At 65.2% G+C, this 14,306-nt stretch carries 15 protein-coding genes; 6 read left to right on the top strand and 9 right to left on the bottom strand.

The features are described 5' to 3' along the window. Positions 1–319 (top strand): universal stress protein (locus ACFMBG_RS21580; RefSeq protein ID WP_421055987.1); only part of this gene is annotated, 319 nt, incomplete at its 5' end. A 113-nt stretch (positions 320–432) separates the two neighbouring features. Continuing rightward, entirely contained in the window at positions 433–678 is a 246-nt protein-coding gene (locus ACFMBG_RS21575; RefSeq protein WP_421056735.1) for a hypothetical protein, read from the top strand. A gap of 37 nt (positions 679–715) precedes the next feature. Here the strand turns inward: ACFMBG_RS21575 and ACFMBG_RS21570 are convergent, their stop codons facing one another. Together ACFMBG_RS21570 and ACFMBG_RS21565 are read right to left on the bottom strand one after the other, a co-directional pair. Further along, positions 716–1,141, bottom strand: coding sequence for a DUF2267 domain-containing protein (locus ACFMBG_RS21570; protein ID WP_027233756.1), 426 nt, complete (start codon positions 1,139–1,141; stop codon positions 716–718). Between the two features lie 153 nt (positions 1,142–1,294). Further along, the gene (locus ACFMBG_RS21565) at positions 1,295–2,722 is read right to left on the bottom strand and encodes a preATP grasp domain-containing protein (protein ID WP_421056734.1); all 1,428 of its coding nucleotides are present in this window, start codon (positions 2,720–2,722) and stop codon (positions 1,295–1,297) included. A gap of 80 nt (positions 2,723–2,802) precedes the next feature. Between ACFMBG_RS21565 and ACFMBG_RS21560 the strand changes: the two genes are divergently transcribed. Together ACFMBG_RS21560 and ACFMBG_RS21555 are read left to right on the top strand one after the other, a co-directional pair. After that, complete coding sequence (locus tag ACFMBG_RS21560; RefSeq protein WP_421056733.1) at positions 2,803–3,618, top strand: class II glutamine amidotransferase; 816 nt, start codon at positions 2,803–2,805, stop codon at positions 3,616–3,618. Positions 3,619–3,814: 196 nt separating this feature from the next. Then, positions 3,815–4,567 (top strand): Crp/Fnr family transcriptional regulator, encoded by a 753-nt coding sequence (locus ACFMBG_RS21555; protein WP_421056732.1) that lies wholly within the window; start codon positions 3,815–3,817, stop codon positions 4,565–4,567. Here ACFMBG_RS21555 and ACFMBG_RS21550 read toward each other — a convergent pair. Together ACFMBG_RS21550 and ACFMBG_RS21545 are read right to left on the bottom strand one after the other, a co-directional pair. Continuing rightward, complete coding sequence (locus ACFMBG_RS21550) at positions 4,564–4,980, bottom strand: CBS domain-containing protein (protein WP_421056731.1); 417 nt, start codon at positions 4,978–4,980, stop codon at positions 4,564–4,566. The two genes, ACFMBG_RS21555 and ACFMBG_RS21550, sit on opposite strands and share 4 nt — an antisense overlap. A gap of 72 nt (positions 4,981–5,052) precedes the next feature. Next, on the bottom strand, positions 5,053–5,607 hold the full coding sequence (locus tag ACFMBG_RS21545) for an Hsp20/alpha crystallin family protein (RefSeq protein ID WP_421056730.1): 555 nt from the start codon (positions 5,605–5,607) through the stop codon (positions 5,053–5,055). Positions 5,608–5,841: 234 nt separating this feature from the next. Between ACFMBG_RS21545 and ACFMBG_RS21540 the strand changes: the two genes are divergently transcribed. After that, positions 5,842–6,684 (top strand): universal stress protein, encoded by an 843-nt coding sequence (locus ACFMBG_RS21540; protein WP_421056729.1) that lies wholly within the window; start codon positions 5,842–5,844, stop codon positions 6,682–6,684. 125 nt (positions 6,685–6,809) lie between these two features. Here ACFMBG_RS21540 and ACFMBG_RS21535 read toward each other — a convergent pair whose 3' ends face one another. The 5 genes from ACFMBG_RS21535 to acsA all read right to left on the bottom strand — a co-directional run bounded on the left by ACFMBG_RS21535 (position 6,810) and on the right by acsA (position 12,548). Beyond that, positions 6,810–7,256 (bottom strand): hypothetical protein, encoded by a 447-nt coding sequence (locus tag ACFMBG_RS21535; RefSeq protein WP_421056728.1) that lies wholly within the window; start codon positions 7,254–7,256, stop codon positions 6,810–6,812. Positions 7,257–7,401: 145 nt separating this feature from the next. Continuing rightward, complete coding sequence (locus tag ACFMBG_RS21530; protein WP_421056727.1) at positions 7,402–7,653, bottom strand: acyl carrier protein; 252 nt, start codon at positions 7,651–7,653, stop codon at positions 7,402–7,404. Beyond that, the gene (locus tag ACFMBG_RS21525) at positions 7,650–8,819 is read right to left on the bottom strand and encodes a dihydrolipoamide acetyltransferase family protein (protein WP_421056726.1); all 1,170 of its coding nucleotides are present in this window, start codon (positions 8,817–8,819) and stop codon (positions 7,650–7,652) included. The genes ACFMBG_RS21530 and ACFMBG_RS21525 overlap by 4 nt, the downstream gene beginning before the upstream one ends. Position 8,820: 1 nt before the next feature. Continuing rightward, complete coding sequence (gene pdhA / locus ACFMBG_RS21520) at positions 8,821–10,818, bottom strand: pyruvate dehydrogenase (acetyl-transferring) E1 component subunit alpha (RefSeq protein WP_421056725.1); 1,998 nt, start codon at positions 10,816–10,818, stop codon at positions 8,821–8,823. Next, complete coding sequence (acsA, locus tag ACFMBG_RS21515) at positions 10,815–12,548, bottom strand: acetate--CoA ligase (protein ID WP_421056724.1); 1,734 nt, start codon at positions 12,546–12,548, stop codon at positions 10,815–10,817. Before acsA ends, pdhA begins: the two co-directional genes overlap by 4 nt. 123 nt (positions 12,549–12,671) lie before the next feature. Here acsA and ACFMBG_RS21510 point away from each other — a divergent pair, with 123 nt between their 5' ends. Beyond that, on the top strand, positions 12,672–14,297 hold the full coding sequence (locus ACFMBG_RS21510) for a Na/Pi cotransporter family protein (protein WP_421056723.1): 1,626 nt from the start codon (positions 12,672–12,674) through the stop codon (positions 14,295–14,297). Positions 14,298–14,306 lie beyond the last annotated feature (9 nt).

Genomic DNA, 14,306 nt, shown 5'->3' with positions numbered 1-14,306 from the left:
CGGCCAGCCCGCGAACTTCCTGGGGCTGTTTGCCAGCGCAACCGAAGAGCGCGACAAGGCAAACGCGATCCTGGCCATAGGCGAAACGATCCTCGATTGGGCAGAGCATCGCGCCAAGGACGCCGGCGCGCAGGACGTGGTCACGCATCTTTGCGCCGGCGACTACGCAGACGGTATTCTGAAAACCGCCGAATCCAGCAATGCCGGGATGATCGTCATCGGCAGGCGCGGGCTGGGTCTGGTCCGCGAGATACTGATGGGGAGCGTGTCCCAGAAGGTGCTGCACCACGCGGCGTGCACGGTGGTTGTCACGCAGTAACCCGGCACCGGAATGCAGTTGGCTTCGGTAAAAGGGAGCAAGCCGTGGGATTTCCAGCGGGCGTCCAGCATGAGCCTCCAGCCAAAGACAGATTAGGCCCGTGGCCAGCTGCCGTGGTCACTGCATTTGCAGATCTGGGCCTGAATGACGGCGAAATCGCCCGTTACTTTGGCGTCCCGCCGTCGCTGATCCTGCAACTGCGGCAGGCCGGGCGGCCGGACCGCATGGCGGTTTTCGGGGGCGGCAGCGCCCTTGATGCGTGGCATCCAAGCGATCCGCCGGCCACACCCTCCTTGTGTGTCTCACTGACCCGGCTTGCAGCAAGCGCCCGCCAGGCGCTGCGCCGGCTGCCGTGGTAGGACGCGCCCGCGGGCCGTCCTCAGCCCGCACCGCAGCCTAGTCCCAAAGGTCCCGGATCGGCTTGCGCATCGCGTTCTTGACCTGATCGAACTCCCCTTTCGAGACATGGCGGCGCAACAGATCGAACACCGCAGCCACGGCGCGTTCGGGGTCGTCCAGCGGATCCTTGTCGAACCGGGCTTCAATGCGGGCCAGAAGATCCTTCTTGCTGCGGGGTTTCGCCGGTGTCTTGGACGGATCCCAGCCGGCATAGAACACGCCCCGGACCAGCACAGGAAGCTGGGCCGCCAGATCGGCGGCTTCGTCAACGGACAGGAAATCGCGAATCGCATGAAGGGTTTCGTGCAGCAGCAGATAGGCCCTGGATTTGTCCGGCCAGCCGAGGTCGTCGCAGAGCTGGTTCAGCCATTCGGCAAAAACCTGCGGGGCATGATCGAGAGTCTTGATACCCGTGGTTGCCATAATTCTCCCTCCAGCTTGAGATTGCCGTTTCAGGATCCGCCATATCGGGCCGCACCGCATTGATAGGAGTCAATGCCGCCCTGACCGGGCGCTGGAATGCGGGCAGCAGAACCAGATCCGGCCGCTGCGGCGGCAGCTTCAGGCGCGGCTCCCTCACCTTGCTGCGCTGATCCGCTCGAAAGCCGCTTCCATGAGGGCGTCTGCCCGTTCCTGGCTGGCGGCGACGGCCGCCGCGTTCAGCGAGGCACGGAGCGGATGCGGCGGTGAAACCAGGATAACTCCTTCGTCTGACTGACCGCGCCGGAACAGCAGGTCCCCCAGGCAGCTGCACTGCCGGGTGATGTCAAGCGGAGCCTCGCCCTCAAGGGTTTCCTGCAAGATGACGATCCCCTCCGGGCGCTGCCCCAGCAGCCCGGTTGCGGCGGCAAGCGGGATCGACACACCGCTCCAGCGCCCGTTGCATTCGATCCAGTGGATCTGTTCCGCGCCTGATGGAAGCGACCGCAAAACCGCGTCCAGCGAACACGGGCCGAAATAGCCGGCTTTTTGGAACATGGCGCCAAGGCGCATGGCGTCCGCTGTCAGCTTGTCTTCGGTTTCCGGCTCCAGGCTGGCGTACCGCGCACCGGCAAACTTGCCTTCGCGCCCCTGCACCCGCTGTTCGAATATGCCAAGAATTTCAGGCAGCCCCTCGCCGGCATGGGGCAGCCGCATCTGCACCGACGGGCTTTTCTTCACGCCGCTTTCCCACACCCCCACCAGCACCGGGTAGCCGCCTTCCCATCCGGCTGCCCGCAGCCGCTGTTCCAGCTGATCGCGCAACGCCGCCGTGCCAAACCCTTCGAGCTGCGCCGCGCTGAAGCGAATGTTTCCGGCAGCCCCCGCGCTATCCGGCACTTTGACCACGATTTGCCCGGACACCCGCGCCAGGCGGGCCATCTGCCCGGCCGCAGCCGCGGGGCCAAAGGCAAAGGTGGTGGGCGGCACGGCCTCCCGCCCCGCGATCTCCCGCGCCACCTCCCAGAACCACAGCTTGTCATTGACCCGGCGCGAGATCCGCGGCGACGGGCCCGCGACATAGACCGGCAGCCCGGCGGCGGCGGCCAGCGCCTGTGCCAGCTGCCACAGATGCCCGGTCACCAGATAGGCGTAGAGAGTCAGCGACCCGGCGGCCTGAAGCAGCTCCAGCAGAGGGGTGAACAGCGCCGGATCAGTCCGGCACTGTTTGGCCACCGGCGCCGGGTCCGCGCCATGCGCCTCCAGAAAGCGGACCTGGCGGATGCCGAGATACCCGGACAGATAGTTTTCGAACTCGCGGCGGCGCTGCCGCACCACAACTGCGTCGCCGGGTTTGGCAAGCAGCGCCATGCGATAGTCGCGGGTTCCGGCCATTTCGGGTGTGAACAGGGCAATTCCGACCTGATCCCCGATGAACAGCGAAGCTCCGCTGCCGATGCCCTGCTGCACGCCCGGCCACAGGTCGCGGGAGGACCTCAGCGCGGGCTCATCCCGGGCCAGCCTGTCTGCAATTGCATCGATAGCTGACCCGCCCCGCACATCCAGGGTTCGAGACCGGTTCAAGGCTGCCCCCCTTCTTTACCGCTGCACCTGCAAGACATACTATCACAGTATCCGCTGGCCCAATTTGACCGGACAGAAAAATGTGCCGTCTCTATGCCATGCACGCCAATGAGCCGACCCGGGTCGAATGCGGCCTGGTCACGGCCCAGAACGCCCTGATGGCGCAAAGCCAGGGCGACATGGAAGGCATGATGCACGGTCACGGCTGGGGGGTCGCAGACTATCCCGACGGCGTTCCGGTCATCGAAAAGCAGGTCTGGGCCGCCTATCACGGCGAACATTTCGCCAAAGCAGCCGCGCGGGTCTATGGCCGCACCGCGGTTGCCCATGTCCGCCGCGCAACAGTCGGCGCCACCAGCGTCGAAAATACCCATCCGTTCCATCACGGGCGCTGGATCTTTGCGCATAACGGCACAATTCCGAATTTCGAACAGATCCGGTTCCGCCTGCTTGACCGCATGGATCCCTTGCACCGGACCTCAATTCACGGCCAGACCGACAGCGAGCATGTTTTCCGCTATCTGCTCAGCCTGTTCCTGCGCCATCCCGAAAAGGGGCTGCTGGACACTGTGCGTGACGCGCTCAACCAGATTACCGCCTGGTGCGCGGACATAGATCCCTCCAGCCCGCCCGGCCTCAACATCGTCCTGACCGACGGGCCGCACCTGGTGGGGGCACGGCTCAACCGCTCGCTCTTCCACCTGCGCCGCGACCACCTGCACATCTGCACCGTCTGCGGTGAAACCCATGTCAAGCATCAGCACGATACCGGTTACAGGTGCATCGAGGTTGCCTCGGAACCCGTCACTTTCGACGAGCCCTGGGAAGAAGTGCCGAACGGTGTGGTGTTCCAGGCAACGGAGGACTTCCGCCTGCACATGCGGACGCTTGCCTGACGGGATCAGCGCTGCCGGGCAGTATCTGGAGCAACCCGCCATCCCCCGCCGCGCTGCAACCTCCAGTCGACAGAATCGCTTTACGCCAGTATCGTGGCAGCCGCACCATGAGGCCTAACCACTCTACCGCCGATCATTGTGCGGTACGGCATCTGGATCAGGACCCGTACTGGCATTTCTTGCAGGGAACGTTTCAGTGACGAGGCAAAGCCCGATCCCCATTCAATATACCAACGTCGCCAGCCTTCGCATTGGCGCGATGGATTTTGATGGCCGCGACACGGTGCTGAACAGCTTCCGAAGCAACCTGCAGCGTGTCCCGGAAAACAAAATCCTGCTGCATGACGGGGAGCCCGGCTGCAAGGTGATCATCGTGATCGAGGGCTGGCTTGCGGCGTCGAAATCCTCCCTCCACGGCGAAGTGCAGCTGATCGATTTCATGCTGCCCGGCGATATCGCCGATCCGACATCGGCGGACGGCAAGACTGCGGGCCTGAACATAGAGGCCGTCACCAACGCTCTGGTATCCGTCATTCCGCTGGCGTCCTGGCACCGGATGCTCGCTGAATCGCCCCGGCTGGCGCGGGCTAACGAACAGGTTGAGGCCGCAGAGCGCGCCAGGCTGTCGGAACGCATGCTGCGCCTGGGCCGCGGCAGCGCGGAAAGCCGGATCGCCTATGCGCTGATCGAGCTTTGCCTGCGGCTGAAACCGCTGGGGCTGTCAGAAAATTGCGCGTTCCACCTGCCGCTGACCCAAAGGCACATTGGCGACTTTACCGGCCTCACGGCGGTCCACGTCTGCCGGACTCTGCGCCGCTTTGTCAGAAATGGCCTTGTTGACACTGCGGATCACATGGACGTCCGGATCAACGACCTCGCTGCCCTGTCGGACATCGCCGGAGTCGAGCCGGAGCGGCTGGCCGCAGAGATCACACCGGTTCCGGACTAGCGGTATTCGGCAATCTCTCCCAATGCCTCACCCGCAAGCTGTTCCGACGCGTGCACCGCAATGTCGGTGACGGACAAGAGGCCCGTCAGCCGCCCCTCATCGTCCAGCACCGGCAGTCGCCGGATCTGATGATCCCCCATAAGAGCCGCCGCGGCTTCGATTGTGTCCTCCGCCCGGCAGCAGATCACGGCGGCGTTCATGACCTCGGCAATCGGTATCCCCGCCAGCGCGCTGTCCTGCCCGGCCATGGCAAGGACAATATCCCGGTCGGTGACAATGCCCACAACCTCGCCGTCCTCAACAACCGGCAGCACCCCGATCCCGAGGCTGCGCATTTGCTCCGCCGCACTGGCCGCACTGTCCTGACGGCGGGCAAACCGTGCGGGCACGGACATGATCTCTTCTACAAGCATGGGCAAATCCTTTCCCGGCCGCCGTCGGCCTGACAGTGACCTGCTGCCTGCCAGTAACGCGCGCCGGCGGCATCAGGAGGCCGGTTTGACGTCTATCTTCTTGCTTGGATTCCGGGCTTCCGGCTTCTTCGGCAGACGAACGGTCAGCACACCGTTCTTGAACGTGGCCTCGATCTTGCCGCGGTCGATGCCGTCCGGGATCCGGACGCTGCGCTCAAACGAGCCGAAGCGCCGTTCGCTCAGGTAGAAGTCGCCCTCCTTGTCGCCTTCCTCGCGGTCTTCCTTCTTTTCGCCGCGCAGGGTCAGCATGCTGCCGCTCACGCGCAGGTCGATATCGTCTTCGGACAGGCCAGGCAGTTCGGCGGTCAGTTTGACTTCGTCCTCCTTGTCGACGACATCCAGCACCGGCATTTTCCAGGAAAACCCGGGCAGCGTCCCGCGAACCCGGTGCCCCTGGCCCCTCCTGCTGCGGCGCAACGGGGCAAAGAAGCTGCCTGCATTCAGGTCCTCCAGCAGGTCGTCGATCTCGTCCCGAATGTTCCAAAGCGGGCCCCAGGTGCGTTCAGCGATTGCGTCTTCCTGGCTGCCAGCGGGTTCGGATTGTTTCGGGTCCTGATTATCAGCCATTTTTCGGTTTCCTTCGAACAAGTCTTGAGTCGCTCTACTGAACAGACTCGGCCAGACCGGCCGCCTGTGCATTAACCAGCGTTAAAGCGCCGGGCGGCCGCCCGCTGCACGCGGCGTTTCCCCGGTTGACCGGTGTCAAACCCTGACAGGCGGAAAATCTGCTATATTTCATGAGCAGGCCCTGCGCGCAGAAACGCCTGCAGGCGCCGGCCTTCAGGGAGGGAAACCTAAGCCATGAGTTACAAGACAATCCTTGCCTGCCTGACGTCGGAGTTTTCCGCCGGGCACCTGCTGCCGGCGGCCTGCGGCCTCGCCCGGCAGTTCGACGCCCATCTGATTGGCCTCCACACGCTGGAAGCGCTGGTGCCCTATACCGGGATCGCAATTGCTGCCGACGACATCATGCTGGGTGAATTCAGCCGGCGTGTGGCCGAAGAAGACCGGAAGATCGAAAAACTGTTCAAGGCGGCGGCAGACCAGGCCGGCTGTGCGGCAGAATGGCGTTCGCGGGCAGCCCGGTCGCCTGACGCCGCGGACGAGCTGCTGGAATCGGCCACCCGGTCGGATCTTATTTTAGCCCTGCTGCCCGACCGCCAGCAGGAGCGGTTCGATCAGACAGGGTTTCAGAAGGAACTGGTGGTGAACAGCGGCCGCCCGGTGCTGCTGCTCCCGGATGACTGGGGCGATAAACCGGTCGGAACGCGTGTTCTAGCTGCCTGGAATGGCACCCGGGAGTCGGCCCGCGCCCTGCATGACGGTCTGCCCTTCCTGCAACGCGCCGCCTTTGCCGAGGTTGTCACCATCCACGAGCCGCATCACCGGCCCGCGGATTTCGACACCGAAGGCCACGAGATCGCCCGCGTGCTGTCGCGCCACGGCGTGACGGTGGACGTCCGCCAGATCCGGGACGGGGAAAACGAAGCAGGCATCCGCATTCTGATGGAGGCCGCAAGCCAGAAGTGCGACCTGGTGATCATGGGAGGCTATGGCCACTCCCGGCTGCACCGCCTGATCTTCGGGGATGCCTCCGAACACGTGCTGCAGGAGGCCCGGATTCCGGTGCTGATGTCCGGCTGATCCGCCGCTCCCCAGGATATTCAGTCAACTTATTCGGCACGAGCCAGAAAACCTCGCTCGTGCCCGCGGTCTGTTCAAGGCCTGCGTAAGCGCGCCTTCAACCTTGCTGCGGCACCAGATCCGGCTTAGACAGGCTCGGACTGCGCCGGCTTGGTTGCCTTCTTGGTCATCTTAACCGCTTCGTCGATCGTTTCTTCCATGGCATCCGCTTCGGTGTCGCTCATGTAGCGGGCGCAGCGGGACATCATGCCGAACCATTCCCGGCCATCTTCGGCAATGCGCTCAGCCGAGTGGCGCTGCCACTCTGCAAAGGCCTCTGCCACTGTGACAGGCGCCGCGGGATTGTCCGACGCAATCGTCCGGGCCGCGTCCAGCGCAGTCCGCGCCGCTTCGTGGCGGCGCTCGAACCAATGCCGCGCGAACACCTCCGCTTCATCCAGGATTTTCTCCTGAACGTTCCAGAATTGCTCGACCTGCGGCTTGAACATCGGGTTGAAAAGCATCGCGCCCTGCAACGGCTTCAGCGCTTCTGCAAAAATCCCCGGAGTTTTGTCTGTTGCTTTTGCTGGCATCTGTAGATCTCCTCGCAACGGATTTGTCTCACTGTTATTGTGCCACCTGCCCGGCGATTCCGCTTTAATTAAAATCAAAATCCCTCATGGAATCGCCGCAACGGGCTGGCGCCGGCGAATAAACGCTCAGCCGGGCCCTTGGCGCTCAATTTTCTTGCACCGCGGCGGACAAATACCGGACGGCGGCCCCCGCCGTTGCGATCTTTGGATAGTCCGCTTCCGGAATATCGACACCAAGCCGCTGGTGCAGCGCCGCAACCAGGTTCAGAACATCCATCGAGTCCAGTTCCAGATCATCCTGCAGGTGATCCCCGTCAGATACCTCCGCGGGATCTATGTCCGGGGCAACCCGTGTCAGCTCTTCCAGAAAAACGGCACGCATATCGGTCTGGATCATAACGCCTCCGGCTTGGAAATCAGAGTTTCGAATCCGGCCAGGAACCTGGCCGCCTGCCGCCCGCCGGTGACCCGGTGATCCGCGGCCAGTGTGACAGTGATGACAGTGCGCGGGACGATCTGGCCTCCGGCCACCCAGGGCCGCAGCTGCGGCGCGCCGATCCCGATCAGCGCTACCTGCGGCGGAAAGATCACCCCGGCCATCACCTCGCCGCCGGTGTCTCCCAGGCTGGACACGGTGATGGTGCCGCGGGTCATCTCGGAACTTGTCAGCCGCCCCGCCCGCGCGCGTGAGACGATATCCCGCATCGCCGCCATGGTCTCATCCAGCGTCATCGACGGGACATCGGCAAGCGCAGGCGCCACCAGCCCGCCGCCGCGCAGCGCCACCGCAATACCGGGATTGACCTGCGCGGCGGGCTGGAACACGCCATCCGTGAAATGGCCGTTCAGGGTTTTGGCCTTCTGCGCTGCCAGGGCGGCCGCCCGCAGCAGCACCGCGCCCAGCAGGATTCGCTCCGCCGGGGGCACCTTGGCGTTGCGCACGGCCAGCATGTTGACGGCCGCTTGCACGTCCATGGTCTGCGACAGGTAGAAATGCGGGATCGTCTGCTTGGAGCGCGTCATCGCCGCGGCAATCGCCTTGCGCATCTCATCAAGGCGCGAGGCCGGCGCGCCGATATCGCGCATTCCACCCGCTTCCACATCCGCCAGCACGATGGCGCCGCCCGGACCGCTGCCCTTTACTGTGTCCAGATCCAGCCCCAGCTCAGCCGCCCGCACCCGCGCCGCAGGCGACGCCCTGACCGCGCCCGCCGGAGCTGCTGCGGCGGCAGGCACAGTTTCCCGGACGGGCTTGGGTTCGGCCTCCACGGCCGGTTCCGGTTCGGGTTGCAGCGCGGGCGCCTGTTCAGGCTCCGGCACATCTTCCCCCTCGGCCAGGATCAGGGCCATCGGCGCCCCGACCGGCAGCACCTGACCCGGCTGCGCCTTCAGCTCCTGCACCCTGCCCGCCTCGAAACACTCGATCTCGATCGCACCCTTCTGGGTTTCCACCACCGCCACCACGTCGCCGCGGGCCACGGTATCACCCGGCGCGACCAGCCATTCGGCCAGCGTGCCGCTCTCCATGTCGGAGCCGAGCGAGGGCATGACGAAAAGGCCCATCCTACCCCACTCCCATGACCGACTGCGCCGCCGCCACGATGGCCGGCACCTGCGGGATCGCCGCGTCTTCCAGATGTTTCGGATAGGGGATCGGCACCTCCGCTGAACAGACCCGCCCGACCGGTGCGTCCAGCGTCCAGAACCCCTGCTCCATGATCCGCGCCGAAATCTCGGCCGCCAGCGAGCCGGAGCGCCAGCCCTCGTCGACAATGACAGCGCGGCGGGTCTTGGCCACCGAGGCCAGGATCGTGGCGTCGTCCAGCGGCCGCAGGCTGCGCAGGTCGATCACCTCCGCCGAGATGCCCGAGTCCGTCAGTTTCTCCGCCGCCTCCAGCGTCTTGAACAGCGATCCGCCATAGGTGATCAGGCTGACATCGCTCCCTTCGCGGCGGACTGCGGCCTGCGAGATATCCACCGGGCCTGCAGTGCTGCTCAGCGCCTCCTCATGGTTATAGAGCATCACATTCTCGAAAATCAGCACCGGATCGGGATCGCACAGCGCCGTCCACAGCATACCGCGTGCATCCTCGACCGTGGCCGGCGCCAGCACCTTCAGCCCCGGGATATGCGCATACCACCCCTCCAGACTGTGCGAGTGCTGCGCCGCCAGCTGCTTGCCCGCGCCAGTGGCCATGCGGATCACCAGCGGCACCCCGAATTGGCCGCCGGACATGTGCCGGACGGTGGCGGCGGTGTTCAGGATCTGATCCAAGGCCAGCAGCGAGAAATTGACCGTCATCAGCTCCACCACCGGGCGCATCCCCGCCATCGCCGCGCCGATCCCGGCGCCGGTGAAGCCCGACTCCGACAGGGGCGTGTCACGGATGCGGGCCTCGCCGAATTCCTCCATCAGCCCCTTGGACACCGCATAGCAGCCGCCATAGGCGCCCACGTCCTCTCCCATCAGGAACACCCGCTCGTCGCGGTTCATCGCGTCGCGGAGCGCCTCGCGCACCGCCTCCCGGTAGCTCAGCACCTTGGTTTCCCCGCCAGGCGCCGCGGGCGCAACCGGACCGGGCTGCGGCCCCAGGACATGGCGCGTCAGGTCTTCTACCGGCTCCCACGATCCGTCTTCGGCAAACTGCACCGCCGCTGCGATCTCCTCCTCGATCTCCGTCTCGATAGCGGCGATCTCCTCCTCATGGATCAGCCCGGCCTCCAGCAGCCAGCCGCGGAACCGCACGATCGGGCCGCGCTGGCGCCAGTCCTCGACCTCGGCCTTGTCCCGGTACAGCTGGGCGTCGAACATAGAATGGGCCCGGAACCGGTAGGTGCGGCATTCCAGGAACACCGGCTTGCCGGTCTCGCGGATATCCGCAAGCGCGCGCCGGGCCGCCGTCTCGACCGCCACCACATCCATCCCGTCCACCACCTCGGCCGCCACACCATAGGCGGCGGCCTTGGCGCTGATGTCGGTTTCGGACTCGCTGCGCCCCAGCGCCGTGCCCATGGCATAGCCGTTGTTTTCACAGACAAACAGCACCGGCAGCCCCCAAAGGGCCGCCAGGTTCATCGCCTCATGGAACTCGCCTTCGGCCACCGCCCCCTCGCCAAAGAAACAGGCGGTCACATGCGGATCGCCGCGCAGGTGGTCCGCCAGCGCCAGCCCCGCCGCCAGCGGCAGCCCGCCGCCGACAATCGCGTTGCCGCCATAGAAATTGGCCTCTGTATCATAGAGATGCATCGAGCCGCCGCGCCCGCCGGAGCAGCCCTCGGCCTTGCCGTACATCTCCGCCATCACCGCGTTCATCGAAACCCCGCGCACTAGCGCGTGTCCATGCTCGCGGTAGGTCGCCACAACCCGGTCGCCCTCCGCCAGCAGCGGGATCACGCCCGCGGCAATCGCTTCCTCGCCATCGTAAAGATGCAGAAAGCCGCGGATCTTTTCCTGGGTGTAGAGCTCGGCGCATTTGTCCTCGAACATGCGGATCCGCATCATCGCAGACAGCAGCCCGCGCACATGGCCGCGGTCGAGACGGGTTTTCTCCTGGGTGCTCATGTCTCATCGCTCTCCAATGTCGAGATGTCGCCCTCCGGCAGCCCCAGCTCGCGCGCCTTCAGCAGCCGCCGCATGATCTTGCCGGAGCGGGTCTTGGGCAGGGTATTGCGGAACAGGACGCTGCGCGGGGCCACCGCCGCCCCCAGCTGCTTGCGCGCGTGGCCCCGCACATCGCGTTCCAGCTCCTCAGAGGGCTCATAGCCGGGGTTCAGCGTGACATAGGCCTTCACGATCTCGCCCGCGGCGGCATCCGGCACGCCGATTACGGCCGCCTCGGCCACGCCCGGATGCTCGATCAGCGCGCTTTCCACCTCAAACGGGCCGATCAGATGGCCGGAGGTCTTGATCAGGTCATCCTTGCGCCCGACGAACCAGTAATAGCCGTCCTTGTCACGGGTGGCCAAATCGCCCGACAGATACCAGCCATCGGCAAAGCACTTGGCGAACCGTTCCTCCTCATGCAGGTAGCCCCGCATCACCGAGGGCCAGTCCGGGCGCAGCGCCAGCTCCCCGGTCTCCCCTGCCCCGCACTCGGCCAGCCCGCCGCCGTCCTCTTTCAGGATGGCCGCAACGATGCCCGGCAACGGCTTGCCCATCGACCCGGGTTTCACCTCCATGCCGGGCAGGTTGGCAATCATGATCCCGCCGGTTTCGGTCTGCCACCAGTTGTCATGGAAGGGGTGCGGAAACACCTTGCCGCTCCACTCCACCGCCTCGGGATTCAGCGGCTCGCCGACGCTGGCGAGGAATGTCAGCGAGGAGAAATCGAACGCCGCCGCCGCGTCCGCGCCCGCCCGCATCATCAGGCGGATGGCGGTGGGGGCGGAATACCAGATCTCGACCTGCTCGCGCCCGATGATGCCGTACCAGCGCTCAAGATCGAACTCTGCCTCGTCCACGATCATCGTGACCCGGTTCACCAGCGGCGCGATGATGCCGTAGGAGGTGCCGGTGACCCAGCCGGGATCGGCGGTGCACCAATAAACCGCGCCGGGCTCCAGCCCCAGCGCGATGCGCCCCGAATAGGCGTGATAGACCACAGCCCCATGCACATGCACCACGCCTTTGGGCTTGCCGGTGGTGCCGGAAGTGAAATGCACCAGCGCCGGATCCTCGGCCCCGGTATGGACCGTCTCAAACTTCTCCCCTGCCCGCTCCAGCGCCGGCCCCAGCGCCACGCAGCCCTCCGGCGCCTCCTCACCGGTGACCAGCACCAGCTTCAAGGACGGCAGCTGATCCCGGAACGGCGCGATCTTGCGCCGGTACAGCGCCGCGGTGGTGACCAGCACCCTGGCCTCCCCGATCTCCATCCGCGTCCGGATTGGCTCGGGCCCGAAGGCGGCAAACAGCGGCGTATAGACCAGCCCCGCCTTCAGCGTTCCGATGGCACAGGCATAAAGCTCCGGCACCCGCCCCATCAGCGAATAGACACAGTCCCCCCGCTTCAGCCCGTGGTCCCGCAGCAGGTTTGCAAAGCGCGAGGACAGCGCGGCCAAGTCAGCATAGCTCAACTCGCGGCTGCTGCCGTCCTTGCCCAGCCAGCGGATCGCCGTCTGCGCGCCATAGCCCGCGGCCACGTGGCGGTCCGCGGCTTCATGCGCAATGTTCAGCCCGCCATTCAGTCCGCTGACCAGTTTCTCGGTCCCGGCCCACCGGCTGCCTTCGCCGCCCGCAGCGGGCACTTGCCCTGCGCGCGGTCCCTCATCACCTGTCTTGCGGTCGTCCACCATGCCATCCTCCCGGCCCCATGTTCCCCCGGGAACGAACCCGCCGCTATGATACGCATCAATCGGCTGCAGAGGCCGGACGCGCCGGATTTGATGGCCAGCGGCAATTCTGGCACTCTGTTTCAAATGTACTGGAATGTGTTGCCGGCCCTTGGCGGCATCGGCCTCTTTCTGATCGGCATGCTGCTGCTGACCGGCGGTCTCAAGACACTTGCCGGGGCGCGCCTGCGCAGCATTCTGGGCCGGTTCACATCGACCCCGGCCACCGGCGCGGCAACCGGCGCGGTGACGACCGCGGCGATCCAGTCCTCCAGTGCCACCACCGTTGCCGCCGTCGGCTTTGTCGCCTCCGGGCTGCTGACCTTTCCGCAGGCGCTCGGGATCATCTTCGGCGCCAACATCGGCACTACGATGACCGGCTGGCTGGTCGCCATCCTGGGCTTCAAGCTCGACCTCGGCCAGGCCATGCTGCCGGTCGTCCTGCTGGGCGCCCTGCTCGCCCTCTCCGGCAAACGCAAGATCTCCTACCTCGGCCAGGCCCTGGCGGGCTTCAGCTTGATCTTCATCGGCATCGAGCAGATGAAAACCGGCCTGGAAGCCTTCCAAGGTATCGTGACCCCCGCTGATTTCCCCTCCGACAGCTTTGCGGGCAGGCTCAAGCTTGTCGCGGTCGGCGTCCTGATCACCTTGGTCACCCAGTCATCGAGCGCGGGCGTCGCCACCGCCCTGGCGGCCCTGAGCGCCGGAGCTGTGAATTTCCCGCAAGCCGCGGCGCTGGTCATCGGGATGGACGTCGGCACCACCTTCACGGCGGTTCTGGCCACGCTGGGCGGCGGCACCATGGCCCGGCGCACCGGCTTTGCGCATGTGATCTACAACCTGATGACAGGCGTGATGGCGTTTTTCCTGCTTGGGCCGTTCGCCGCCGCGGTCGCCTACTGGGCCGGTTCCCAGGACTCCCTAACGGCGCTCGTCGCCTTTCACAGCTTCTTCAACCTCCTGGGTGTGATCTTCATCCTGCCCTTTGCCCGCCCGTTTGCGCGGCTGATCGAGTTTCTGATCCCGGACCGGGGGGCTGCACTCACGCAATCATTGGACCATCTGATCCTTCGAGATCCGGAGGCCGCAACCGCTGCCGCCAAAGTCGCAGTTGACCGCCTCACGAAAGCTGCAGTTCATTACCTCAGATCGATTATCGGCGCCCCCGGCACGGGCAACAGCAGCTACGAGCGGGACCACCTAACCTCTGCATTGTCGGAAACCCGCACCTATCTGGACAAGATCGAACTGTCCGGCAATGCCAGCGCGGAATTTACCGACATCAAGGGCATGTACCACATCCTCGATCACCTGGACCGGCTGCTTTACCGGTGCACGCAAACGGACAGGATCAGCGAATTGCCGAATGACATGCGGCTGCGGCGTCTCACCGGGGTGCTGATCATGGCAACCGCCGATGCCGGGCACGCCGGCAGCCCTGACGCCTGCGAAAACCTGTTGAACCGCATTCGCCGCACCATGCGCGAGCAACGGAGGTCGCAAAGAGACCGGCTGATCTCCGAGGCCGCAGACGGCACTTTGCCGGACGACACAGCCTGGCTGAGACTCGATGCGGTCCGCTGGCTGCACAGGGTGGCCTATCACCTATGGCGCATACGGCTGCACCTGAACCTGCTGGAAAAGGACGCTGCCGGCCCGGGCCTCACCACGGTGACTGGAGAAGAAGCGAAACTGGATGCAGAATTGGATTAACGCCCGTCT

It is taken from the genome of Leisingera coralii (genome assembly GCF_049056525.1).
Lineage (GTDB): Bacteria > Pseudomonadota > Alphaproteobacteria > Rhodobacterales > Rhodobacteraceae > Leisingera > Leisingera coralii.
Note: the sequence above shows the minus strand (reverse complement) of the source record. Positions and strands in the feature narration are given on the sequence as shown.

What these genes read in the sequence shown, in the direction of transcription:
- ACFMBG_RS21530 (WP_421056727.1), bottom strand. Translation starts at nt 7,653, where the DNA reads ATGATCCAGACCGATATGCGTGCCGTTTTTCTGGAAGAGCTGACACGG.
- ACFMBG_RS21570 (WP_027233756.1), bottom strand. Translation starts at nt 1,141, where the DNA reads ATGGCAACCACGGGTATCAAGACTCTCGATCATGCCCCGCAGGTTTTT.
- ACFMBG_RS21535 (WP_421056728.1), bottom strand. Translation starts at nt 7,256, where the DNA reads ATGCCAGCAAAAGCAACAGACAAAACTCCGGGGATTTTTGCAGAAGCG.
- ACFMBG_RS21545 (WP_421056730.1), bottom strand. Translation starts at nt 5,607, where the DNA reads ATGGCTGATAATCAGGACCCGAAACAATCCGAACCCGCTGGCAGCCAG.
- acsA (WP_421056724.1), bottom strand. Translation starts at nt 12,548, where the DNA reads ATGGTGGACGACCGCAAGACAGGTGATGAGGGACCGCGCGCAGGGCAA.
- pdhA (WP_421056725.1), bottom strand. Translation starts at nt 10,818, where the DNA reads ATGAGCACCCAGGAGAAAACCCGTCTCGACCGCGGCCATGTGCGCGGG.
- ACFMBG_RS21550 (WP_421056731.1), bottom strand. Translation starts at nt 4,980, where the DNA reads ATGCTTGTAGAAGAGATCATGTCCGTGCCCGCACGGTTTGCCCGCCGT.
- ACFMBG_RS21540 (WP_421056729.1), top strand. Translation starts at nt 5,842, where the DNA reads ATGAGTTACAAGACAATCCTTGCCTGCCTGACGTCGGAGTTTTCCGCC.
- ACFMBG_RS21525 (WP_421056726.1), bottom strand. Translation starts at nt 8,819, where the DNA reads ATGGGCCTTTTCGTCATGCCCTCGCTCGGCTCCGACATGGAGAGCGGC.
- ACFMBG_RS21560 (WP_421056733.1), top strand. Translation starts at nt 2,803, where the DNA reads ATGTGCCGTCTCTATGCCATGCACGCCAATGAGCCGACCCGGGTCGAA.
- ACFMBG_RS21510 (WP_421056723.1), top strand. Translation starts at nt 12,672, where the DNA reads ATGTACTGGAATGTGTTGCCGGCCCTTGGCGGCATCGGCCTCTTTCTG.